This window comes from Streptomyces sp. a15 (genome assembly GCF_059026085.1).
This window is the reverse complement of the sequence record NZ_JBWLKM010000117.1, coordinates 1-22348: the sequence shown is the minus strand read 5'-3', so window position 1 is coordinate 22348 and position 22348 is coordinate 1. Positions and strand designations below refer to the sequence as shown.

The following is a 22348-nucleotide window of genomic DNA, read 5'->3' as shown; positions in this document are numbered from 1 at the left end:
GGCCCCACCGTTCGCGGTGGGGCCCTTCGACGGTTTCCGTCTCAGTTTCCGTCTCAGTTGGCTTTTTCCTGGCCGTCTGCGCCGGTGTCGGGCAGCACCCAGAGCACGTCTCCGACTTGCTGGGCGACTTTGCGGAGCATGGTCCCGGTCACGTGCATGTACCGAGCGCGCATCCGGGCCGCTCCCCCCGGCTCCCAACCCATGATCGAGTCGATCACGACGTCCGGGACGCCGAGGATCAGGAGCACGGGTCGCGGCGGTGTGGCGAGCGTCATGAAGACGGCCGTCTCGTACGCCCGCATCCCGAAGGAGCCGCTTCCAGACGTGGAAGTCGGTGTTCGGGCTCAGCGGCCCACCAACCGGCGAGGCGAACACGTACCCGTTGCCCTCCCAGTCGGCACCAGCCGCGATTCGCTCCCGCTCCTGCGCTTCCTGGTGCTGGCGGAGAATCTTGATCAGCGGATCGGGCAGGCCGATGGTGCGCCGCCCAGCTCGGGACTTGGTGGACTTGTGCTCGCGACGGATCTGCTCCTTCTTGGGGCAGTAGCCCGCCTTCCGGCCACACGGGTTGGCACCGCAGCCGTGCGCGTACTTGGGGCGGAGCCGGTTCTTACGGATGCGGACGTACCCGGCAGAGAGGTCGACGTCTTCCCAGTGCAGGCCGAGCGCCTCACCTTGCCGGAGGCCGAGAGCCAGGGCGACGACCCAACGCGCACTGTTGCGGAGCTTGGCCGCCTCGACGAGGAGGCTCTGCACCTCTTCGATCGTGTAGGGCTCGATGTCCTCTTCTTCGAGGCGGGGAGCCTTGGCGATCTCGGCCGCGTTGGTGACGACATGCCCGCGTCGCACGGCCTCACCGAGGGCGACCCGGATCGTCCGGTGAGCGTGGTGGGCCGTGCCGGCGGAACTCCCGGACGCCTGCATCTTCCGGTAGAAGCGTTCGAGGTGCTCGGGCTCCAGGCGGTCGAGCTTGTGAGCGCCCAGGCCGGGGACGAGGTGAACGCGTACGTCGACCTCGTACCCGGCGTACGTGTTCTCGGAGACGTACGGCTGGGCGATGTTCTCGACCCAGTGCTCAAGCCAGCTCTGGACGGTCCAACCCTTCCCAGGCTTCCGAAGCTTCTTGTCGTCGCGGGCCCTCTCCATCTCGCGGACGGCCTTGGTCACCTCGGCCTTTGTCTTCCGCTCGACGTGACGGCGGTCGGGCTTACCGTCATCACGGACACCGACGGTCACCCGGCCGTGCCACTTTCCGTCCTTGCCAAGGTAGATGGACGAGGCTCCGTTGGGCTGACGGGTGCGCTTGTTCTCTGGCATGCCCGACCTCCTCAGGCCGCTTGGGCGGGTCGGTGGCGCAGCTTGGCCACGTACGCGGGGATGGCATCGGCGGGGACCCTGCGCAGCCGCCCGACCGTCACCGACTCGATCTCTCCGGCCAACACGAGCCGGAAGCACGTCGTACGGCCGATACGGAGCCGCCGGGCAACCTCCTCGACGGTCAGGAGGGCCAAGGAGGGGTCGAAGGGGTCCAGCTCAGTGGCGGTGGCCTGAGCCTCAGGCATGGGTCGGTTCTCCTTCCGTTCCGGGGGCGGGTTCGAGGGATGTGACAAGCCAGGCTTCGGCGGCGGAGAGGCCGGTTCCGGCGAAGACCCAGTGCGCGAGGACGTACGTCGTCTCGGGCTCGGGGTCGTTCGGGGCGGCGGCTTGGGCTCGGCGCCATTCGGCTCGGGCGGTGCGGAGGGCGCCGAGGGTGGTGGAGTAGCGGCGGGACTTGGTGGAGAAGTGGCCGCGGAAGCCGAGCATGTGGGCCCAGGCGTGGAGTCGGAGGTCTTTGAGTTCTTTGCGGGTGCCGAGGGTCCAAGCGGTGCGGATCATGCGGCGGGCGTGGTCGGTGATGTCGAGCTGGGCGAGTTCGGCGAGGAACTTGAGTGGGCGGTCGAGAGCTCCCGTGGCCGTCTCCGCGCCCTTGGTGGCGTACTTGGCGATGTAGGCGGCGACGGCCCGTTCGGTGAGTTCCTGGCCGCCGTCGAAGTCGGCGCTGCGGATGGTGCGTACGTCGAGCTGGCGGCCGAAGGTGAAGGCGTGCGGGCGGCCGTCGATGACCGGGCCGTCTATGCGGACGTGGGCGGCTGCGGTGCGGATGGCGTCGGTGAGCAGTTCGGCCGTGGCCCAGGCGGGTGGCGGGGTGTCGCCACCCTCGGGGCCGTCGATGCGGATGACTGCGTGGAAGTGGACGGCACCGCGCTTCTGGTACTCGGCGACCTTGGCGAAGGACACCCGGGCGTACTGGCGGAAGGAGCGCTGTGTGAGCCCGGCCCGCTTGGCGACCTCTCGGCGAAGGTAGGTCGAGAAGCGGCGCCAGAGCGGTCCGGCGTGGGCGTTCCAGAGGACGGCGGCGTCGTAGTCGTAGGTGTCCGGGTGGAGCGGGGTGCCGAGTGTGTCGCCGTCCTGGTCGTGGAGGGTGCCGCAGCGGCAGCGGCGGACTGAACCGACTGGGCCGGTGGGGCGGTTGTGGACGGGGCCGAAGCTGGGTGCGGTGAAGGTGGCGAAGACGCGGGGGTGGGTGGCGACGCGTTCCGGGGTGCCCTTGCCGCCGCGCAGGCCGGAGGTGATCAGGTGGAAGGTGTCGCGGCGGTAGACCTCGGAGCAGGCCACGCAGCGGGTCGTACGGCGGTTGTTGCAGCGCACGAGGAGATGGCCGGCGGGGAGGTCGGAGGAGTCGAGGCGGTGGAGGACGTTGCCTATCTCGCCGGTGCGGGTGTCGACGTCGTACTCGGTGCGGTGGCCGTCGAGGCGGATGGGGTTGGTGCAGCCTCCGAGTGCGGAGAGTTGGCGGAGGATACCGGGCAGGGTGCCGTGCGAGGCGAGCTTGGCGAGTTCCGGGAGCGGGGCCGGGGTGGTGCGGGTCAGGATGGCTCTCTCCTTCTGACTGGCTCGGTCAGGAGTGACGGACTCCCGGGGCGGCGGATGCTTGGTCGTGTCGAGCCGCCCCGGGAGCCGGGCGCGTTCAGCGCCGGTGGTGGTCGCGGAGCATGGAGCGCAGGACTACGGCGGCGACGGCTACGGAGATGGCCGTGACGGCGACGGCGGCCAGGAGGGCGGTCAGTACGACCCCGCCGACGATCACGGTCGCTATCGCGCCGGTGCTGATGGAGACCTGAGGGAACGGCGTGCGCTGTGCCGGGGCCGGGTCGGCCGGGGCGTGGGTGTGCGCGGGCGGCGGGGTCGGGCTGTCGGGGTACTTGGGCAGGAACACCGGAGATCTCTCCTTATCTACTCGTCTAGTCGTGTGAGCCGTTTATGACGTCCACGCCGGAGCGCGTGCCGGACTCGATGGCCGGGGCCATGAAGGTGTGCGAGAGCCAGAAGCCGAAGAGGGCGACCAGGACGACGATCCAGGTGCGGACGCCGAGGAACTTGACCGCTCCCCAGGCGAAGAAGCCGAGGACGAGGACGAGCGGCAGGCTGACGGTCACGGTATGCGGGTCCTTTCAGCGGACGGGGCAGCGGTGGGTGCGGGCGGCGAGTTCGGCGGCGGCGCGGCTGTCGTAGTCGGAGGAGAAGCCGCAGCGTGGGGCGGTGCAGGCAGCGGTGTGCTTCTCGCGGCCGCGACCGTCGTAGGACGTGCCGACCTGGACGGGGCCGATGCGGGTGACGTTGCGGAAGCGGCGGTTGGCGGTCATCCAGACTCCTTTCAAAGGTGGGCGGCGATGGCATCGGCCATGGGTGCGGGGACGCCGAGCCGGGCGCGCAGGGTGGGGGTGTCGATGGGTGTGCCGGTGCGGGTGTGGTGTTCGGCGGCGACCTTGCGGGCGTGTTCGACGAGCGCGGTCGGGATCGATACAGGCGGGGCCGGGGGTGGGCTCACGTCCTGCTCAGCGTGAGGTTCGGGCGCGGGATCATCGGCGTCCTCCTGGTCCGCTGTTTGTTCCTCGGCGAGGGCGGGTGCCGAGTGCGCGAGCAGCGTGCCGCCGAGGAAGGCGACCGCAGGCCAGCCCGCGACGAGTATGCGCAGCCAGGCCGGCACTGCGTTCAGGTCGAGGAGTCCGGCGGTGGCAACGTTCGCGCCGAGGGAGGCGGCGAGTGCGATGACGAACCAGCACCACCCGGAGGCTTTCGCGTCACCGGTCCGCAGTCGGCGCCAGGCGGCGACGAGCAGCAGGTCGACCGAGATCGGGTAGGCCCACGCTTTCCACCCGTCCTGTCCGGCCGCCGAGGCGACATCGTGCAGGTGGGCGAAGGACAGGGCGGCGGCGATGACGGCCTGGACGAGCACCGCATCGATACGGGCCAGTTGGGCGCGCATGCTGCGGCTCCTTCCGGATTCAGGCATGGGAGGGGTAGGGACGTGGCGCGAGGCGGTCACGCCGACCGGAGGAAGGGACGGCGGCTCAGTCGGTCACGGGGCGCGGGTGGACGACCGGCGCCGGGGAGTCGACCGGCCGTACGGGCGCGTCGGGCCGGAAGGGCTTGAGCGCGGGCAGGTCGGGGACCAGGTGGGCCCCGTCCTGGCAGATCGCGGCGGCGTCGCCGAGGGAGAGGTAGGGCGTGCGGATGCGGGACCAGCCGCCCGAGGTGTCACCGGCAACGGCCAGGCCGGGCCGTTCGGGGGCGATGGCGCAGGCGGCGGCGACCGCTTCGGGGGCGATGTCGCCAAGTGCCATCTTGGCGGAGGCTTCGTCGTTGACGCGGTGGCAGACACGACCGGTGAGCTGGGCCCGGAGCATGGTGGCGCCCTTGCCGAGTTCGGCGCCGAAGCGCTGTCCGCACACCTCCAGGTAGATGCCGGCCGCGCGGCCGAGCTGGGCGAGGCGGATGAGCTGGGTGACCATCTCGTCCCGGCGTTCCTCGTCCTTGCGTGTGGCGACGAGGAAGAGTTCGGCCACTTCGTCGACGAACAGCACGACGGGCACGGGGCGTTCGTCCTCGGGCAGGCCCCAGATGTCGGAGGTGATCTCCTCGTCCGGAGTGGTTGGCGCGATGCCCTGCCTGGCCTTGATCAAGTCGTATCGGTCCTCCATTTCCTTGATGAGTACGGGCAGGAGTTCGGCAGCCTGCTCGGGGTCGGTGGCCAGCGCCGACAGCCGTGGAGCGAAGGGCGCCAGCTCCACGCCACGCTTGCAGTCGATGCCGACCAGGGCGACGGACTGTCGGGCGAGTCCGGCGACGAGGTGCCGCAGGTACATGGACTTGCCCGACAGCGTCGCGCCGAGCGTGAGGCCGTGAGGCACGGTCCGGTAGTCGCGTACGAAGGGGGTGGCGTCCTCCCGCAGCGCCACCGGGACCTTGAGGAACCCGTCCGCAGCCTTGCGCGGCATCCGGACCTTGCGCAGCACGTCGAAGCCGACGAGCCGCAGTTCGACGACACCGGGCTTGATGGTGGTGACGTAGACGGCATGAACTCCCCAGGCGTGCCGCAGCCGTTCGGCGGAGGCGGCGACGTCGGCGGGTTCCTGCCCCGGGGCGAGCCGTAGCCGAAGCCGCAATCCGGTCGACGTAGGGCGGATGATCCCGCGCCGAGGCGGGACGGGCCGGACGTCCCGCCGGGTGGTGGCCTTGACCGCCAGCACCCGTAGCCGGGATGGAGCGACGGTCAGGCCGCAGGCTTCCATGACCGAGCTGTACGAGCTGAGCAGCCGGGCCGTGGATATCGGCAGGCCGACCGTGGACCAGTAGACCGCGGGATGGTTGGCCCGGGCATAGGCAGCCCCGCCGCCGAGCGCGGCGACAGGACCACCCACCTCCAGAAGCGTTGCCAGGTCGGTCATCAGGCCGAGGCCCCCACAGCGGCCGGGAACGCGGCCGGAGTGACGGCGGCGGCACGGAACGCGATGCCGTGACGCTGCTGACCGTTGAACACGCTCTCCCACGGCCGGGCAACCAGCCCCGGCACCGAGACCGGGGCACCGAGCGCGAGCCCGTCGGACACCCCGCTCTCCGGAACGGTGACCTTGATCAGGGACGACTCCCCCTCCTCGATGTAGACGACGCCGATCGTCATCAGCGCCTCGCCGCTGACGGCGTCCTTGGCGATCTCGCCGGTCTGCCGGTCGCGGACCTTGGGCTCGGGCGCCTCGGTCAGCAGGATCGTCGCGGCCGAGGTCTCCACGCGGATGGTGCGCAAGATTCTTTCCCATCTACTCGTCTATACAAGATGCAATCTTCGAACCCGATCTCCGGGAACGACGACCACCCTGCCACACAACTTGCCCACTCGTCTATACGAGTATGCCTGTTGGGGCGTACGAGTTCGGGAGAACGGCCCCGCGCAGCTCCTCCGTGAAGGCGACTGTCAGACCCATCCGGCAGGATCTGCCCATGCTGATTGCGACGAACGCCCGAGGTCACGTGGTGAAGCGCCCTTCGAAGCCAGCCATTGGCACCATGCTCGCCAACCTCGGGCGCGACAACGAGCACATGATCGTTGAGCGGCAGGACGAGGAGCGCGCGGGTGACTGGTACATCCAGGTCCTGCTGCGCGAGAACAACACCTACCAACTGGAATACCGGGATGGCGTCCCCGCAGAGCACTACCAGACGCAAACGGTCTCCCAGGACAAGGTGCTGCGGGCCCTCCTCGGCTGGGCGGCCGACAAGCCGACCTGGCGAGAGGACTTCATGTGGAACAACATCAGCTCCCTGTTCGAGCGATCCACTCCTGAGGCCACCGATCAGCCCACCACCTAGCGTCAGCCCGCAATCGGTCACGCGATCACGTCGCGGGGAGCTGGTACGACAGGACGTAGGCATCCGCCGCCATGACCGTGTCGCAGACCTCCACGGCGCGACTGTCGGTGTCATACGCGGTGCGGATCAGGTGAATGACCGGCACGCCGGAGGCCAGGCGAAGTGTCTTGACCTCGGTTGGCGAGGGCATCCGGGCGCGGATCTCTTCCTCGAAGTGGTCGAGGTGGTGGCCCAGTTCTTCGAGGCGGGCGTAGATGCCGCCGGGCCCGGGGTTGGGTTCGGCGATCTGCGTGCCGCGGGCGATGTCGAGCGGGAGGTAAGAGGTGGCGAACTCGACCGGCCGGCCGTCGAGCAGGTACCGGCGCCGACGGGCGAGGACACGCCGCACGGAGCCGAGCCGGGTGGAGATGTCCTGGCTGGCCTTCTCTTCCTTGACCTCCAGGCTGTCGACCTGGGGGTGACTGCCGGCGGCGTCGGCCTCGACGATGAAGGCGGACTTTCCTTGCTCGCGATGGCGCCGGGCAAACCGGTCGGAGGCTAGCCGTCGCACAGGTGGCCGTGGTCGCACGAAGACGCCCTTGCCGTGCTCGGCGTGCACCAGGCCCTCGCCCTGGAGGACGGAGAACGAGTTTCGAACCGTCATACGGGAAACCCCGTAATGCTCGACTAGCTCCGCCTCGGAGGGCAGCTTTTCGCCCTCCTTGAATCGCCCACGGTCGATGGCCTCGCGCAGCTGGTCGGCGATCTGACGGAAGACCGCACGATCACTCGTGGGGTCGAGATCGCCGAGAAGGCTCGGAAGAGACGTCACGTGTACTCCTTTAGGTATCTAGACGAGTGGGCGAGTGTTGTTGCTACGGTGGAGAGCCTAGCCAGCCGAGAGGGCCGAGGAACGTGAGCACTGACCGTCCGCACTCCGTGAGCGTTGCCGGAGTCATCGTCGACGACCAGGACCGCGCCCTTTTGATCAAGCGCCGCGACAACGGCAAATGGGAACCCCCGGGCGGAGTCCTCGAACGTGAGGAAACCATCCCCGAGGCCCTCCAGCGCGAAGTCCTCGAAGAAACCGGCATCAAGATCACACTTCCTGCGACCCTCACCGGCATCTACAAGAACATGACGGGCCTGATCATCTCCCTCGTCTTCCGCTGCGAAGCCGCCGACGGCACGCCCACCACCGGAGACGAGACCCGCGCACTGCGCTGGGCCACCCGTGAAGAAGTCACCGACCTCGCCGACGAGGCTTACGCGATCCGCGTCCTTGACGCTTTGGACGCGGCGTCCCCGCCGGCCATCCGCGCCCACGACGGCGTGAAACTCGTCTAGCCCGAACCCGCTGCACATGGCGGCCTACCAGCACGAAGGAACTTGTATGCACGAGTATACGAGCACTGCTCGGGTCTGGGGGCTCACTTGCCCAGGTTTCCCAGAAGAGGTCAGCCGGGCCCGGCGCTGGACGAGAGACATCCTGCGCGGCTCACCGCTGGCCGAGGACGCGGAACTGATCGTGAGCGAGCTCAGCGCGAACGCCATCCTCCACACCGCCAGCGGCCTCACATCCGGCAGCTTCCACCTGGCGCTTGCCGTCTCTGCGCAGGTCATCGCCCTGTCGGTCACGGACGCCGGTGGCACCGGCACGGCCCCGAAGATCGCGCACCAGGACCAGGAGGCGGAGCACGGCCGGGGCCTGGGCATGGTCAGCGCGATCGCGCACCGGGTCGTGGTCCACGACAGCGACGGCGGCCACACGATCACGGCGGAGCTCTTCACGGCAGTCCTCCCAGGAGGCCACCCGTGCTGACGCCGACGAGCAGGGAGCTCTTAGCTGCCGACGAGCGCGGCAGCGTCTACCGATGCTGGGCAGCCGCCTACCCTCTGCACGAAACGAACGCGATCCCGCTCGGGTCCCACGGCGCGGCCAGCCCCCGCCTGGCACTGCGCTGGCTACGCGAGCGAACTCGCCACGTCACGGACCAACTCGACACCGCATACGCCCAGCCGGGCCGCTACTGGCTGACGGACGAGGCGGAGCACGAACGAGCCCTCACCTACCTGACCACGGGCACGGCCTACCAACTCACGCTCTACGACGAGAACACCCGCTACGTGCTGGTGGCCGGACCGTCGGGAGGCAGCGCGTGAACAGACTCCCCCGCGGCTACTGGTGCGAGTGCTGGACCCAGAACCTCAGCAAGGACCAACAGCCAGCATTGCACGCGTCCTTCGACGCCTACTCGGCCGCTCAGGCAGACCGGTGGATCGCCATCGCCCTGCGCACCATCAGCCCAGCGCTCGACACCTCGGCCTCAGAGCAAGCGTGGGAGTGGCTGTACGAGGGCCGCATCGACACCAGGCGAGCTTTGCTCCGTGCGGAGCCGTGCTCAGTCACCGTGAACCAGGCCGGCACACGCATCACATGGACGGTCCGCCCGGTCCTCTTCCTACCGCTCGCACATCGACAGGGCAGCGAACTTCCAGCCTGCGCACACGATTTCAAGCCCCATGCGACCGACTGAGTTACAACTTTCTCTACTGGTTCAAGGCGGTTCGCTCCGCTCACCGCGCGCGGCCCAGCCCCCGGCCGGGCCTGCGCTCCTGTCTCCGCCCCGCTCCAGCCCGACCGGCGCCCGGGCCGCGCTCTCCAGCAATCAGCCGCCTGAGCCAGAGAAGGTGGTCGGCTCCACGCTGGCTCCACGCGGCCCAGGGAACACGACAGATGTTGCCGCCCTACGAGAAGTGCATCGTCATGTGACTCAAGAAGTCATCTGCCGCCATCTCATGAGTTGAGCTTCCAATCCTGACGAAGAATCGCCCGTCGTAGGTGATCGGCTTACCAATCGCTTTCGGTCTCATCTCCCATAGCAATAGTCCGTCACAAAAGACCGGCTTAAAGGTGTGAGCCAGGCTATTCGTAAACTCGGTCGACAATTTTGACGACTGGATCTTCGCTTGCCATTTACGCCACCATTTATCAACGTCGTACCCGAGATGCGCGATCTGCTCAGCCGTGCCGACAATGAGTTGGTTTTGCACGGAAACAGATTTCACGCCAAAAATCTGCTCAAGTCGAGCGGCGGCAGATGACTTATCCGCAACTCCAATCAAGATCAGCCCTTCAGCAGTTTTTCCGTGGTTGGCCATGCCCACAGCAGTCTGCATTACCTGCTCAAAAAGACCTGTATCCTCGACCGGCGGGTTAGAAAGTTTGCAGAACCCTTGCTTCAGCTCGATCAACGGTTCCTCAGCGATCGGACCCTGAAGGAGAGAATCGATATACATGCGCGAATTCAATTGCACAGTCCCACGCTTGGGCTCTGGCTTATAGAACGCCTTCCGAAGATTCCGCTTCACGTTCGGATAGAGGTCCTTCTTCTTATCCTTTCCCCACGCGCTGCCTCCCGTAGGGATCGATAGCTTGCGACCCCAAAAGTTATCGAGAACAGCGCGCACAGCTTCATGCGACTTTGGGTCCATACCATCTTCGAATGTCAGCGAATAAAGGGCGGCGAAAAGTGCCTGAAACTGTCGCTGAGTCCCTTTTTCGTACGTTTCGAGCTTCACCATATGCTGGCCGAGCGAGCCGTGGCCAGCCATGACGTCATCGACAAGCCCGACCACGGACAAAATCCTTTGGTGAAGCTCCTCAACTCCTACAGCGTCAACGGCTGCATTAACTTCATCAGAGGAGGCTGTACGGATCTTGCGTGGGACTCCGTAAGCTACATCCCGGTTCTGCCATCCACTGGTAGGCCAGGGGCGAATAACGGCATCAAGAACCAGGTCGAGTACCATTTCCTCGTCACCTGAAGACCTGATGTCATCCTGAGCCACAATGTCATGACGCACCCAAAACATGTCCTCCATTGCGAGGCCATATTCCAGTCCGCGACGCGAGATGCTCAGCTCATCCATGTCGTTCAGGGCCACGTTTTCAGAGAAGGTTCCGTCGCGGCGAATCGAGGCACTGGATCGTCGCACTACGTCAGCGAGAGAGCCGAGAACTCCAGCCTGCCTAATTTCTTGGAGACTCAGGCGCCTGCCCCCGCTATTAATACGCCGAAAGACTTCATCGATCGCAGAGGTAGATGCGTCCCGATAAATTGAAACTGGGATCTGATAGTTGGCGATAGCGAGCGATTCAGATCGCGATAGCTTTTTCTCACCTTGTTTGATATCGCCTGCATCGAGACGAGCCTTCGTGTCACCGATGGTGTCGAGGTCAAAATACTTACCCTCGTAGGCGAATTTGTTCTCCATGAAGGAGAAAAACGTATCAAGGCGCTGCAGCCCGTCGATAATTTCGTATGTCTCGACGCCAACTTTCTTGCGCTGAGCCAGGAGAATCAAAGGAATGGGGAGCTCGTGAACAACAGAGTCGACAAGCTTTACCTTTTCCTCGACACTCCAAACCAGCTTGCGCTGGTAACGTCGATTTACGATCAACCTCTTGTTGAAGTAGAGGTTGTAAAGGGTCTGAAGACTCTGTCCCTGTACGGAAAGCTCAGAACTCTGCACAGACGCACCTTATGTTCACCTCAAAGTCTACGCAACGGGCTTGACGTGATTCGATCGGTTTCTGTGCCGTACTATCAGCGCCCCGGTGTCGATCACAGGTACAGGTGCAGCTGACAGACGCCTCTCAGGCCCTGCAACCTCTTGAGCTCTCGTCACTGGCCAATCCATCGAGTCTGGCTCTGGCCGACGGCACAAGCCAGCAGCGTGGCTGAGGCCGGTGGGGGTGAAGCGAGACACACGCGCGCCTGATCGGTCGACGCACCCGTCAACGTGGCTGACTGTCATCGGCTGAGGCTCACACGTTCCAGGTCTTCCAGGGCGAAGGATTGTGCCATTCGCGTGCCAGATCCTGTGGGGGACCACGGGGAACAGCGGGGACTGGTCCCGGGTGCGACCGGGGCTGCAGCACCGCCCCGCCGCAGGTCAGCACAGCAACTGCCGCCAGAAAACCCAAGCTTCCCAAGCTGAGGTTCCGCGCACGATCGTGCAGGCCAGACATGCTCTGCCGGTATCAGCGAGTAACCTGCGGCGAAGTCTTGGTGCCTCTGGAGGCTTCATGGAAGCTACGGCCCTCACCAGTCCCGACCGATTGTGGTCAGCGCGGGAGGTCTTGGTGCGCCCCAGTCCTGTCCCAGGTGTGGCGGGGGTCTACGGGTGGCATTTCGAGCAGGCGCCCCATCCGGACCTGACTGCCGGACGCCTCCTCTATGTCGGCATAGCCCCGCGGTACATGGCCAACCGGACCAGCACGCAGAACCTGCGGAAGCGCGTGCGGTATCACTACCGGGGCAACGCGGCCGGTTCGACGCTGCGGCTCACTCTCGGCTGCCTACTCGGGCTTGAGCTTCGCCGCGTGGGCAGCGGCAAGCGCATGACTTTCGGCAAGACCGGGGAAGCCACCCTCAGTCAGTGGATGGCGGACAACGCCCGAGTGTGCTGGATCGAGCATGACGAACCGTGGACCATGGAGTCGGAACTCATCTCTCAACTCGACCTGCCGCTGAACCTCGACCAGAACCGCCACAATGCGTTCCACGGCAGCCTCAAAGAAGTGCGCGCCCAAGCACGTGAGCGGGCAAGGGAGTTGCCCATCAACGCCTAAAGCGTCAGGCTGACATCAACGAAGCTGAACGACGTTATGTGTCCCCCGATAGAAGGCATACGTGAGCAACGCAGACTTGCCCATTCCTCGGCGTAGCGAAGCAAAGCGCGCTCAGGACCGGCGCCGTCGTCAGCGCATGCGGAGTAACGGGAGCATCGAAAGGTTCGCAGCAGAAGAGATCGGTGAACGGGATGGCTGGTTCTGCGGTTTGTGCCAAGATTCAGTTGACCAGGCCTATCAGCACCCTGACCCACGGGCACCGAGCATCGACCACATCCGCACCATCGAGGCCGGCGGCACTGACACACGCGACAATGTCTGCCTCACACACTGGGGCTGCAACCATGAACGCAACAACAGCACTCCGCTGAGGACCCTCGAGGAAGCCGAATCGCGGCGCGCTGCCCTACAGCGGGTACCGGCACTGCGGACCTATGCAGAGCGCCTCACGGCAGAGGACATGCTCCGCAGCTCGCAAGCCTTCCACTCGCCCGACAGGTATCGGGCCAAGTTAGCGCGTCGGGTGGAACGCTACGAATGTGAAGGGCGTTGAGACCTCCACCGGCCGCGCACACTCTTCCGGCACATCGACGCTGTGAGACATCTATGAGGAATGATCTGGACACGGAACGTCATCCGGGATGTCATCGTGCAACTCGCGGGAGTCGAGGGCATTCCGGGCCTCTGTTTCAAAGCTCAGCAAACTCCTGGCTAGTTCAACCCGGAACTCGCTAAAGTCAGCCTCTTCAATGGCTTCGTTTTGTTCGGACTCGGGGAGAGTGTCAACTTCTTCCGCGTACTCAACGATGACATGTCTTAGCTCAATTACGGCCATCGCCAATCCGCGTGCACTATTGCGCACGTGCACTGGACCCTCGAGGGCTACTACAGAAACTGCCCTGGTGATCGGCCCTATGAGTTCATCACTCTGGGACTGCACCGCTTGCGCATCAATAGATTGCTCCCGTCGCCAATCCGCCTCCAATTTCCCAAAAAAGTCGATTATCGAGTGCATTGATACTATGAAATCCGCATAGGCATCACGCCGAACTTGACGACGCCAGTGCTCATATTGAGATTTCGCTCCCCACCGACCCGCCACGATTGCCGCACCGATGGCGCCACCAGCACCCACTGCGGCACCGAGAACACCAGCTGCTGCCCCGACGAGTGCAACATCCCCCACATCCATGGCTGCATTGTGCCTGAGCGTCAGCTCACCGGTAGGTTCCGAGTTACCCGATCGCACCGTACGACCGGCCGCCGTGGCTGATTGTCATCGGCCGATGCCCACAGGAAGCGCGGTTCTCGGCTAAGGCAGGAGGGTAATGAGGTCGACGTGAGCGATGACCATAGGAAAGAGCTACGCGATCTCGTCAGCCACTTGGGCGCCGACATCCGTGATCCGCACTACCGACCTGCGTACGACGCAGCCGCGAAGATCTGCTCCGGCGTCTTCGAGACGATCCCCGTAGACCTCCACGATGTCGTACACGAGGCAGTCATGGCCGAGTACGCAGCCGCGCTCAGCGATCTGGAGGAAGGCAAGCTCGACGACCGGGTTCGAGAGCGGTCCGAGCTCCTCGAATGAGGCACTGCGCCGTAAGCCGTCTCAGTTTCCGTCTCATTCAGCGCCGTTCACGGCCGTTCAGGCGAGACCCGGAGCCGTCCTGGCACGGGCGGCCAGCCGCCCACGAACCCAGGTGAACGCCCCTGCACCCAGCCCCACACCCCACCACCACAGTTGGAAAGCGTGTTGGGGGCAACCCCTCACGAGTTCGAATCTCGTATCCTCCGCAGCCGCCTGACCAGGCGAAACGAGGAGCCGAGCCACAACTGTGGCTCGGCTCTTCGGCATGGACCGGTTGCAGTTTTGGTTGCGTTTATAGTCGACATTTGAGACATATCTTCAAGCAGGAAGGGCGCACACTCGCGTTCGTGGGGCGACCGACGCAGACTCCGTGACGGAGTCACGGCAGCGGTCAGAGCCCGATCATCTGGACCTTGCTGCCGCACAGCCGGGTCATGTCATCGACATCCGACGTGAGGATGGCGGCCGGGCCGGGCTGACGCAGGGCCGCTTCCGCAACTGTCGCGTCGATCGCGTACTTGTGCCCGTGCAGACCGGTGGCCTTGAGCAGTTGTGCCGCCGCCTTGGCCGCTGCCTCCGTGACCGGCTCCACCTTGACCCGGGACAGCGCCCATTGCAGTCGGGGCAGATTCACCCTGGAGTGGCTCACCTCCACGATGGTGTTGGCACTGACGACGAGGTCCGCGCCCATGTCGTGGAACACCTGGAACATCGCCAGAATCTTCCGGTCCTGGGCAATCCAGGCCGACAGCCCCTCGCTGTCGAGGACAACGGTCTCGATGTGCCCGCTCACGCGGCGCTCGCGCCGCCCGTGGCCTGCGTCGTACCGAAGATCCGTGCCCGTGCCTCGGCCAGCTCCTCTTCACTGAACGCGCCATGCTCGTCTGCGTGGCCGCGCAGGTCGGCCCCGAGGAGCTGGTGCCGGATCTGTCGGGCGACCGCTTCGGCCACGTAGCCGGAGACGTTGTCCGTGACCTTCCTCAGCTCCGCCACCTGCTCGGTGGGGAGGGTCACCGTGATGCGAGTGGTGTCAGCCATAACGGCAAGCATACTGCGATATGCGCACTGCGTGCCCACTGGTTTCCCGCACTCGGTCCGGTTCTGCGTCGGCCGAGGCGGCTGTCGACTCGCGCCCGGGCTGGTGCTGGGCGACTACGCGACGCCTCGGTTCAGTGGACCCAGTAGCGGTATGCCTCGATCCATTGCGAGCCCTCTGGAGCCGGCTCCGGCAGCAGCAGGTCCAGAATTCCGATGCTCTGTAGCACCGATCCCCGAGCGCAGCGGGCGACCACGCGTCCGTCGTCGGTCAGATCGACACCGACCACGTTCGCCTCGACGCCGAGAACAGTCGTGGTGAACGGTACGGCGAGGTTCTCCTCGATCATCGTGAAGAGGCCGGTGAGCTGCTCATCGTCGCCGTAGGCGTCGATGGTGGCCTCTTCGATCAACGCCTCCAGCGAGGCTGGGTCCAAGGTGCTCATGACCTCACCGTAGCGCTGCGTCGCCGGACAGAAGCCCTTACCCTCAGGCTCGTTTCCGGTGGTGAGGGCCTGGCCCAAACTTGCCGATCGGTGCCGACGCTTGGTGGAGTGCAGTGGTGGGCGGGCCATGGAGAAGGCCCTCGGGCAGCAGCGAGGCGGTCGAGAGTGGCACGGGTTGTCGTACGAGAGCCGGGTACGGGCGCGCGGAGCGCGCCGCCGCTGGCCGTGCCGGAAGCGGCGGGCTTCGCGAGGGAGTTGTTCGACGATGGCTGGGCGGCGGTCTTCGTGCCCGGTGAGCCCGCCCGCCTGGGACGGCTGGTGCTGTGGAAGCCCGCCGGAGCGGCTGCCGGGAACGACGTGGTACGCGTAGCCGCAGGAGTCGAGACCGATGCGGTGGAGCTGGTGCTGCCGCACGGCCGCTCGGTGAGGCGGCGCAGGGTGGAGGGGTACGCGCTTCCTGTAGCCGTGGCTGTTTCCGCCCTGGCGAAGGCAACGCCGAGCCATCCCTCCGGCGCCGCCTGGCAGGCCGCCGCCCGCTTCGCGCTGCGGCTGCTCGCCGACGGCCGCCTCCACCCGGCCCTTACGTCAGCGGGCTACGACACCTGGCAGGCGGGCCCTTTCACCGCCGCTCAGCGTCAGACGCTTGAAGCCCTGGCTGCCGCTTTCCCGCCCCACGCCCACTGTCTGCCCGAGCCCGGCCCGGCCCCGGTGCGGATCGCCGAACCGGCCGCGCTGGTGCGCCAGTTCTGTGACGCGGTCGCCGACGACCTGGTCCGTACTCCGGCCGCCCCGCTCGCCATGGGAGCGCTGCCGTACGCCTGGCGCGAGGCGCGTGCCGTGCCCGCCCTGCGTGAGTGGGCCGAGGAGACGGCCGCCGCGTTCACCGCCGAGGTCGGCGTCTCGCTGCGTGTCGACGTGCCCGAGGGGCGGCGCCGCCAGTTCCGGGCCGTCCTGCAACTGCACACCGCGGCGGATCCGGCGCTCGTCGTCGAGGCCACACGGCTGTGGAGCGAGCCGACCGAGGTGGAGCGGCTGCTCGGCCCCCGTACCGAGACCGAGACCCTGCTCGCACTGCGCCGCGGCGCCCGCGCCTGGCCCCCGCTTCAGCGGCTGCTGAAAGACGTCGCTCCCGATCAGCTCCGACTGACCGACGACGAAGCCTTCGACCTGCTGGGGGACGCCACCGACGCGCTGCGCGCGGCCGGTATCGACGTGCACTGGCCGCGCGAGCTGGTCAAGGTACTCACCGCGACCGCGGAGATCGGACAGCGCACCGCCCCCGGCTCCAGCGCGGGCGGCATGCTGGATGCCGATGCCCTGCTCGACTTCCGCTGGCAGATCGCGCTCGGCGGCGAGCCGCTCACTGAGGCCGAGCTGGACGCTCTCGCCGAGACGCGCCGCCCTCTCGTCCGGCTGCGCGACCAGTGGGTGGGTCGCCGACCCGAAGCTGGTGGCCCGCGCACAGCGTCGCCGGATGGAACCGCTCACCCCCATGGAGGCGCTGAGCGCCGCGCTGACCGGCGAGGTGGAACGGGACGGAGAGACGTTCGTCTGCGAGGCGGTCGGTGCGCTCGGCGATCTCGTGGCCCGTATCCGCGATCCCGAAGTCCGCACCCCCACCGCGCAGCCCGCCGCTCTGAAGGCCACGCTGCGCGACTATCAGAAGCGGGGCCTCGCCTGGCTGGCCGAGATGTGCGAACTCGGCCTCGGCGGCTGCCTGGCCGACGACATGGGCCTGGGCAAGACCATCACCCTGCTCGCCCTGCATCTGCACCGCCAGACCGACCCCACCACCGCGGGCCCCACGCTCGTCGTCTGCCCCGCCTCCCTGCTCGGCAACTGGCAGCGCGAGGCCGCCAGATTCGCGCCGACCGTCCCCGTACGCCGGTACCACGGCGGCGACCGCCACCTCGAGGACCTGGCCGACGACGAGATCGTCCTGGTCACCTACGGGGTGCTGCGCCGCGACCGGGAAGCCCTCGCCGAGACCGCCTGGTCGCTCGTGGCCGCCGACGAGGCCCAGCACGTCAAGAACCCCTACGCCGTCACCGCCCGCGAACTGCGCGCCCTGCCCGCCCGCGCCCGCGTCGCCCTCACCGGAACCCCCGTGGAGAACAACCTCTCCGAACTGTGGGCACTCCTCGACTGGACCACCCCCGGACTCCTCGGCTCTCTCACCGCCTTCCGCGACCGGCACGCCCGCGCCGTCGAGACCGGCACGGACGCAGAGGCCGCGGCGGCCGCCGAGCGCCTGTCCCGTCTCGTCCGACCCTTCCTGCTGCGCCGCAAGAAGTCCGACCCGGGTATCGCACCCGAACTCCCGGCCAAGACCGAGACCGACCGCGTCGTCTCGCTGACCGCCGAACAGGCCGGCCTGTACGAGGCGGTGGTCCGCGAGACCCTGGCGAAGATCGAGGAATCCGAGGGCATCGCCCGGCGCGGCCTCGTACTCAAACTGCTCACCGCGCTGAAGCAGATCTGTAATCACCCGGCCCAGTATTTGAGAGAGCACAGCCTGCGCCAGTCCACGCCGCTCGGCGGCCGATCCGGCAAGCTCGACCTGCTCGACGAACTTCTCGACACCATCACCGCCGAGGGCGAATCCGTGCTGGTCTTCACCCAGTACAAACAGATGGCGACCCTCCTGGAGAGGCACCTCACCGAGCGTGGCGTCCCCTCCCTCTTCCTGCACGGCGGCACCCCCGTCGCCCGGCGCGAGGACATGGTGGAACGCTTCCAGCGCGGCGAAGTGCCGGTGTTCCTGCTGTCGTTGAAGGCAGCGGGCACCGGACTCAACCTCACCCGCGCCACCCACGTCGTGCACTACGACCGCTGGTGGAACCCCGCGGTCGAGGACCAGGCCACCGACCGCGCCTACCGCATCGGCCAGGACAGACCCGTACAGGTCCACAAGCTCATCGCGGAGGGAACCGTGGAGGACAAGGTGGCGCAGTTGCTCACATCCAAGCGCGCGCTCGCCGACGCCGTCGTCGGCTCCGGCGAGGCCGCCCTGACCGAACTGTCCGACTCTGACCTCGCCGAACTCGTCACCCTGGGGAGGCAGTCATGAGTTCCTCGATCCCCGGCCCGCGCCGTGCGCCCGCCCGCGGCAAGCGCGCCTTCGCCGCCACCTGGTGGGGCCAGGCATGGGTGACCGCCCTGGAGAACTCCTCCCTGGATTCGGGGCGTCTGTCCCGCGGACGCACCTACGCCCGCAAGGGCATGGTCGGCCCGGTCACCATCGCACCCGGCCAGGTCAAAGCAGCTGTCCAGGGCAGCCGTCCCCGCCCGTACCGCTCCGCGGTCCACCTGCCACTCCTCACCGAGACCCAATGGGACACCCTCCTCGACACCATCGCAGCCCGCTCCGGGCATCTCGCCGCGCTTCTGGACGGCGAGATGCCGGCCGAACTCGTCGACGACGCCCGCCGAGCCGGCGTCCCCTTCCTCCCTCAGCCCGCCGAACTCGACCCCGAGTGCTCCTGCCCCGACTGGGGCTACCCCTGCAAGCACGCCGCCGCGCTCTGCTACGCCATCGCCGCCACCATCGACGATGACCCCTTCGTGCTCTTCGCACTGCGCGGCCGTGGCCGCGAGGAGGTCTTCGCCAACCTGCGCGCACACCGCACCGCAGCCCAGGAGACCACCGCCCCACCCACCTCATCCGGCATCCCGGCCGCCGCCGCGTACACCCACTGGGCCGAGCACACCCCCGAGCTGCCCGAACTCCCCGAACCGGCCGCCCACACCGCAGCACTCCCCGTCGCTCCGCCACCCGCCACCGGCCTGGTCGCCGCAGACCTGGAACGCCTCATGGCCGACGCCGCCGCACGCGCCGCGCGGATCCTCGCGGGCGACACCGCCAGCCTGCACTTGCCCCAGCGCCAGGACGCGGTCCGCATTGCCGCGAGCAGCCCCGGACCCGAGTGGTTCCACCACCTGATCCAGAACACCGGCGCCAACCCGTCCACGTTCGCCCGCCTCACCCGCGCCTGGCGCCACGGCGGCCCCGACGGCATCACCGTCGTCGAACAGCCCCACACCCCCGGCCCGGTGGCGATGACGACCGCCCGCACCGCCCTGGCTACGGCCCTTGCCGAGATGACCGACTCCCCCGTACCCCTCAGAGCCTGGCGCAATCGCCTCACCCTCACCGCCCAGGGCATCCAGCTGCGCCTGGGCCCCGACGCCCGCTGGTACCCCTATCTCCGGGACGACAACGGCGAATGGTGGCCCGCGGCACCGGCCGACGCCGACCCGGTCGCGGCCCTCACCGGGGCCTGGTCGCAGAACGGGGAGTGAGGAGGGGGTGCGAAGGGCAGCGTCTGGACACACTCACGCTGCCCCACTTCCGTGGTTGCAGTTCTGGTTGCATTCACCGGCGTACAGCACCGTTCAGAACCCCCGACCGGACCAGCTGCACCGCAGGTCAGGACGTTGCCGTACGCCCCAGAACCCCCAGACGAACATTTGGAAAGCGTGTTGGGGGCGACCCCTCACGAGTTCGAATCTCGTATCCTCCGCAGCCGCCTGAACAGGCGAGACGAAGAGCCGGGCCGCAATTGCGGCCCGGCTCTTCGGTGTGCGTCGGTTGCAGTTTTGGTTGCGCTTGCAGGCGACATTCGGAACATCTCGACAAACAGGCAGACGCCACGCCCCGCGACTCCCGGCGGGCAGTCGGCACGAACCTGCACTGCGGAGGGCCTACGGAACTTGGCGGTAGATGTCGCGGCGGTTGCCGACGGCCAGGACCCACACGATCAACTGACCGTCCTCAACGGTGTAGACGACGCGGTAGTCGCCAACCCTGAGCCGCCAGCGGGCGCTGTGCCCTTGGAGGGCTTTGATGTCGAACGCCGTGGTGTCCCCCGCATCCATCGCCTTCTGGAGTTCGGCGAGGCGGTACAGGATGCGCAGGGCGTCCGGGCGCGGGATCTTGAGCATGTCCCGCTGTGCGTGTGGCGTGAAGCGGGTGACGTACCCCATGAGGTCAGCCCTGATGAGCGCGCAGCACGGCGGCCATCTCTTCGAGCGAGACCGACCCCTCCATGCCCTCGGACTCGGCTTCGTCGGCCAATCGGTTGAGCCACGCCTCTTCGGCGTTCTCCGCGATCTCACGCAGGCGCTGGTACTCCTGGATGTCGATCACGACGGCTTCCGGCTTGCCGCGCCGAGTGATGATCGTCGGCGTTTCCTCCCGGCTAGCGCGGTCAATGACGTCGGCGAGGTGACTGCGGACATCGGCCATGGATTCGATCACCGGATCACTCATGTCACGAATGTATCAGATGTACATGAAGGGGGATGGGCAGCGTCCTTGAATGGCGTCCGACGGGTGCCACCAGCAGTGCGGCGACCCAGCACCCTCCGCCCACCGACGGCCTAGCGGCACGGCCTCCGCGGAGACGTCAGCCGCAGACGCGGCGGTAGGGCGTGGTCTGGATCGTGCGCCTGCTGCGCGTGCCACTGGGGCCGGGCCAGGTCAGTGGTGGCGTGGGCGCAGACGGGCGACGGCACGTGCGAAGGAGATCGTCTACAGCCGCATCGGGACGTAGTCGCCGCCCGCGTACAGCGTGGTGCTTTCTGGGCTGAAGGCCAGGGAATCGAAGCCCCCCTCCGGGGGGTGGTCAGGGGGGGGTGCGGGAAGCCGCATCCTGGACAATTTCCGAGGCTCTCGCCGGCCCACCCCACCGGTTCCCCGCGTGGTTCGAGCCGGTGTAGCCGAACTGGGTCGCCCGGAACGTTTCGGAGTCGTGGCAGACGTTCACGCTCTTGCCGCTCGTGGGGCCCAGTAGCACCGGGCGGTGCGGGGAGGGTTTCGGATCCGCTGTTGTACGGCGGTGGCGTTGTCCTCGGCTAGGGGGATCGCCACCGCCGAGACCAGGACGCCGCCCGTGGCATCGAGGTACGTCACGGCCGGTGCAGCCGTACTCCGCGAGGACGTCCTTCCCCGCCGGGCTCGCCCCAGCCCATCCACGGGAGGACGCTCTTAGTCTCCGTCCCCCGCCGTCTCGCTCAGTTCCAGGTCCTTGCGCATGGCATCACGGGCGTCCGCCAGAGTGTCCTTCATCTGCTCCGTGTGGCGTTCGAACTCCCGATCCGTGTGTCGCAACCCCTTACCCACTGCGCTGCGGAAGCTGCGCACGCATCGGAAATAGGCGAGTGCAGGATCCACCACCTCAGCCGGCGCGAAGAGCTCAAGCTGGTAGCGCAGTTCATAGCAGCGCGCGAAGGCCCGTCGAGCCGTCCGGGTGCGCTCCGCCTCGGACATCTCGGTGTTCTCGCTCAGGTGCCTCAGCTCGCTCCGGGCCTGGGTCAGCACTGCGAGGAAGCCCGCGTACAGGTCGCGCCAGGTCCTCCGCCACTCGGACGTGACGTCGCGTTTGTGCTTACGAGCACGGGTGCCCGGAAGCTTCACCGTGCGGCCGGAAGGCGGGGTACTGCCCCGGCAAGGTGCAGGTCCGGCGTGAGACCAAGAACACCAAGTCCCGAGCAGGCCGCCGCGCCGTGCCCCTGCCGGGCCCGCTGGTCACCATGCTCCGTGCACACCGCGAGACTCGAGAGCGCGAGCGCAAGGCGGCCGGCGACCTGTGGACTGAGTCGGACTACGTGTTCACCAAGCCGCTGGGTGGCCCCTTGAGCCCGAACACGGACTACCACGACTGGAAGCGTCTGCTGGAAGACGCGGGGGTTCGGGACGGTCGACTGCACGACGCCCGACACACGGCCGCCACTGTGCTCATGCTGCTCGGTGTCCCGGCCCGGGTCATTGATCAGATCATGGGGTGGGAGCCGGGCACGTCCGCGAGCATGCGGGCCCGGTACCTCCACGTGCCGGACGCCATGCTCAAGGACGTGGCCCGGAAGATCGCCGAAGCCATCTGGGGACCCCCGGAGACACCTGCTGTGGACAAAAACCAGGACAACGAGGGCTGAGAACCGTCGAAGGGCCCCACCGCGAACGGTGGGGCA

At 67.1% G+C, this 22348-nt stretch carries 25 protein-coding genes and 3 pseudogenes; 10 read left to right on the top strand and 18 right to left on the bottom strand.

All coding sequences use genetic code 11. From position 1 onward, the window contains the following. Positions 1-53: 53 nt before the first annotated feature. The 9 genes and pseudogenes from AC5P09_RS47415 to AC5P09_RS47375 form a co-directional block, all read right to left on the bottom strand. Positions 54-1317, bottom strand: a pseudogene (locus AC5P09_RS47415) (tyrosine-type recombinase/integrase). Between the two features lie 11 nt (positions 1318-1328). Further along, positions 1329-1562, bottom strand: a complete 234-nt coding sequence (locus AC5P09_RS47410) for an excisionase family DNA-binding protein (RefSeq protein ID WP_493879889.1) — start codon at positions 1560-1562, stop codon at positions 1329-1331. After that, on the bottom strand, positions 1555-2850 hold the full coding sequence (locus AC5P09_RS47405; RefSeq protein WP_493879891.1) for a replication initiator: 1296 nt from the start codon (positions 2848-2850) through the stop codon (positions 1555-1557). The genes AC5P09_RS47410 and AC5P09_RS47405 overlap by 8 nt, the downstream gene beginning before the upstream one ends. Before the next feature lie 157 nt (positions 2851-3007). Then, on the bottom strand, positions 3008-3256 hold the full coding sequence (locus AC5P09_RS47400) for a hypothetical protein (RefSeq protein WP_030683026.1): 249 nt from the start codon (positions 3254-3256) through the stop codon (positions 3008-3010). Between the two features lie 25 nt (positions 3257-3281). Further along, positions 3282-3476: a hypothetical protein gene (locus tag AC5P09_RS47395; RefSeq protein ID WP_030673585.1), complete on the bottom strand. Its 195-nt coding sequence runs from the start codon at positions 3474-3476 to the stop codon at positions 3282-3284. Positions 3477-3491: 15 nt separating this feature from the next. Further along, the gene (locus AC5P09_RS47390) at positions 3492-3683 is read right to left on the bottom strand and encodes a mobile element transfer protein (RefSeq protein ID WP_030043846.1); all 192 of its coding nucleotides are present in this window, start codon (positions 3681-3683) and stop codon (positions 3492-3494) included. Between the two features lie 11 nt (positions 3684-3694). Continuing rightward, positions 3695-4306, bottom strand: coding sequence for a DUF2637 domain-containing protein (locus tag AC5P09_RS47385; RefSeq protein WP_493879888.1), 612 nt, complete (start codon positions 4304-4306; stop codon positions 3695-3697). 85 nt (positions 4307-4391) lie between these two features. Next, positions 4392-5768 carry an FtsK/SpoIIIE domain-containing protein gene (locus AC5P09_RS47380; RefSeq protein ID WP_493879887.1) on the bottom strand — a complete coding sequence of 459 codons (1377 nt, stop codon included), beginning with the start codon at positions 5766-5768 and terminating at the stop codon, positions 4392-4394. Next, positions 5768-6124 carry an SCO3933 family regulatory protein gene (locus tag AC5P09_RS47375; protein WP_493879886.1) on the bottom strand — a complete coding sequence of 119 codons (357 nt, stop codon included), beginning with the start codon at positions 6122-6124 and terminating at the stop codon, positions 5768-5770. Before AC5P09_RS47375 ends, AC5P09_RS47380 begins: the two co-directional genes overlap by 1 nt. Before the next feature lie 260 nt (positions 6125-6384). Between AC5P09_RS47375 and AC5P09_RS47370 the strand changes: the two genes are divergently transcribed. Further along, entirely contained in the window at positions 6385-6687 is a 303-nt protein-coding gene (locus AC5P09_RS47370; protein ID WP_493879885.1) for a hypothetical protein, read from the top strand. A gap of 25 nt (positions 6688-6712) precedes the next feature. On the opposite strand, the gene AC5P09_RS47365 is transcribed toward AC5P09_RS47370, so the two are convergent. Next, complete coding sequence (locus AC5P09_RS47365; protein WP_493879884.1) at positions 6713-7498, bottom strand: GntR family transcriptional regulator; 786 nt, start codon at positions 7496-7498, stop codon at positions 6713-6715. A 107-nt stretch (positions 7499-7605) separates the two neighbouring features. Between AC5P09_RS47365 and AC5P09_RS47360 the strand changes: the two genes are divergently transcribed. From AC5P09_RS47360 to AC5P09_RS47345, 4 genes are read left to right on the top strand one after another with little or no spacing between them, the layout of a single operon-like run. Beyond that, positions 7606-8013 carry an NUDIX hydrolase gene (locus AC5P09_RS47360; protein WP_493879890.1) on the top strand — a complete coding sequence of 136 codons (408 nt, stop codon included), beginning with the start codon at positions 7606-7608 and terminating at the stop codon, positions 8011-8013. Positions 8014-8059: 46 nt separating this feature from the next. Then, entirely contained in the window at positions 8060-8488 is a 429-nt protein-coding gene (locus AC5P09_RS47355) for an ATP-binding protein (protein ID WP_493879883.1), read from the top strand. After that, complete coding sequence (locus AC5P09_RS47350; RefSeq protein ID WP_493879882.1) at positions 8482-8829, top strand: hypothetical protein; 348 nt, start codon at positions 8482-8484, stop codon at positions 8827-8829. Before AC5P09_RS47355 ends, AC5P09_RS47350 begins: the two co-directional genes overlap by 7 nt. Next, positions 8826-9203, top strand: coding sequence for a hypothetical protein (locus AC5P09_RS47345; RefSeq protein WP_493879881.1), 378 nt, complete (start codon positions 8826-8828; stop codon positions 9201-9203). The genes AC5P09_RS47350 and AC5P09_RS47345 overlap by 4 nt, the downstream gene beginning before the upstream one ends. Before the next feature lie 211 nt (positions 9204-9414). Here AC5P09_RS47345 and AC5P09_RS47340 read toward each other — a convergent pair whose 3' ends face one another. Further along, on the bottom strand, positions 9415-11202 hold the full coding sequence (locus AC5P09_RS47340; protein ID WP_493879880.1) for a GmrSD restriction endonuclease domain-containing protein: 1788 nt from the start codon (positions 11200-11202) through the stop codon (positions 9415-9417). A gap of 556 nt (positions 11203-11758) precedes the next feature. On the opposite strand from AC5P09_RS47340, the gene AC5P09_RS47335 reads away from it, so the two are divergent. Next, positions 11759-12304 (top strand): GIY-YIG nuclease family protein, encoded by a 546-nt coding sequence (locus AC5P09_RS47335; protein WP_493879879.1) that lies wholly within the window; start codon positions 11759-11761, stop codon positions 12302-12304. Between the two features lie 604 nt (positions 12305-12908). On the opposite strand, the gene AC5P09_RS47330 is transcribed toward AC5P09_RS47335, so the two are convergent. Continuing rightward, positions 12909-13496, bottom strand: coding sequence for a hypothetical protein (locus AC5P09_RS47330; protein ID WP_493879878.1), 588 nt, complete (start codon positions 13494-13496; stop codon positions 12909-12911). Positions 13497-13643: 147 nt separating this feature from the next. Here AC5P09_RS47330 and AC5P09_RS47325 point away from each other — a divergent pair, with 147 nt between their 5' ends. Further along, complete coding sequence (locus AC5P09_RS47325) at positions 13644-13895, top strand: hypothetical protein (RefSeq protein ID WP_493879877.1); 252 nt, start codon at positions 13644-13646, stop codon at positions 13893-13895. A gap of 391 nt (positions 13896-14286) precedes the next feature. On the opposite strand, the gene AC5P09_RS47320 is transcribed toward AC5P09_RS47325, so the two are convergent. From AC5P09_RS47320 to AC5P09_RS47310, 3 genes are all read right to left on the bottom strand, one after another. After that, complete coding sequence (locus tag AC5P09_RS47320) at positions 14287-14688, bottom strand: DNA-binding protein (protein ID WP_493879876.1); 402 nt, start codon at positions 14686-14688, stop codon at positions 14287-14289. Further along, positions 14685-14933, bottom strand: a complete 249-nt coding sequence (locus tag AC5P09_RS47315) for a hypothetical protein (protein ID WP_354809948.1) — start codon at positions 14931-14933, stop codon at positions 14685-14687. The genes AC5P09_RS47320 and AC5P09_RS47315 overlap by 4 nt, the downstream gene beginning before the upstream one ends. Positions 14934-15064: 131 nt before the next feature. Continuing rightward, on the bottom strand, positions 15065-15376 hold the full coding sequence (locus AC5P09_RS47310; RefSeq protein WP_493879875.1) for a hypothetical protein: 312 nt from the start codon (positions 15374-15376) through the stop codon (positions 15065-15067). A 255-nt stretch (positions 15377-15631) separates the two neighbouring features. On the opposite strand from AC5P09_RS47310, the pseudogene AC5P09_RS47305 reads away from it, so the two are divergent. Together AC5P09_RS47305 and AC5P09_RS47300 are read left to right on the top strand one after the other, a co-directional pair. Further along, positions 15632-18446 (top strand): annotated as a pseudogene (locus tag AC5P09_RS47305) (SCO1167/SCO6262 family helicase). After that, positions 18443-19678 (top strand): SWIM zinc finger family protein, encoded by a 1236-nt coding sequence (locus AC5P09_RS47300; RefSeq protein ID WP_493879874.1) that lies wholly within the window; start codon positions 18443-18445, stop codon positions 19676-19678. Before AC5P09_RS47305 ends, AC5P09_RS47300 begins: the two are co-directional and overlap by 4 nt. A gap of 402 nt (positions 19679-20080) precedes the next feature. Here the strand turns inward: AC5P09_RS47300 and AC5P09_RS47295 are convergent, their stop codons facing one another. The 3 genes from AC5P09_RS47295 to AC5P09_RS47285 form a co-directional block, all read right to left on the bottom strand. After that, positions 20081-20362: a type II toxin-antitoxin system RelE family toxin gene (locus AC5P09_RS47295; RefSeq protein ID WP_493879873.1), complete on the bottom strand. Its 282-nt coding sequence runs from the start codon at positions 20360-20362 to the stop codon at positions 20081-20083. A gap of 4 nt (positions 20363-20366) precedes the next feature. After that, positions 20367-20648, bottom strand: coding sequence for a type II toxin-antitoxin system Phd/YefM family antitoxin (locus AC5P09_RS47290; RefSeq protein ID WP_493879872.1), 282 nt, complete (start codon positions 20646-20648; stop codon positions 20367-20369). Between the two features lie 717 nt (positions 20649-21365). Beyond that, positions 21366-21794, bottom strand: coding sequence for a hypothetical protein (locus tag AC5P09_RS47285; protein WP_493879871.1), 429 nt, complete (start codon positions 21792-21794; stop codon positions 21366-21368). Between AC5P09_RS47285 and AC5P09_RS47280 the strand changes: the two are divergent. Next, a pseudogene (locus AC5P09_RS47280) lies at positions 21767-22312 on the top strand (tyrosine-type recombinase/integrase); the annotation flags it as partial. The gene AC5P09_RS47285 and the pseudogene AC5P09_RS47280 overlap by 28 nt on opposite strands. Positions 22313-22348 lie beyond the last annotated feature (36 nt).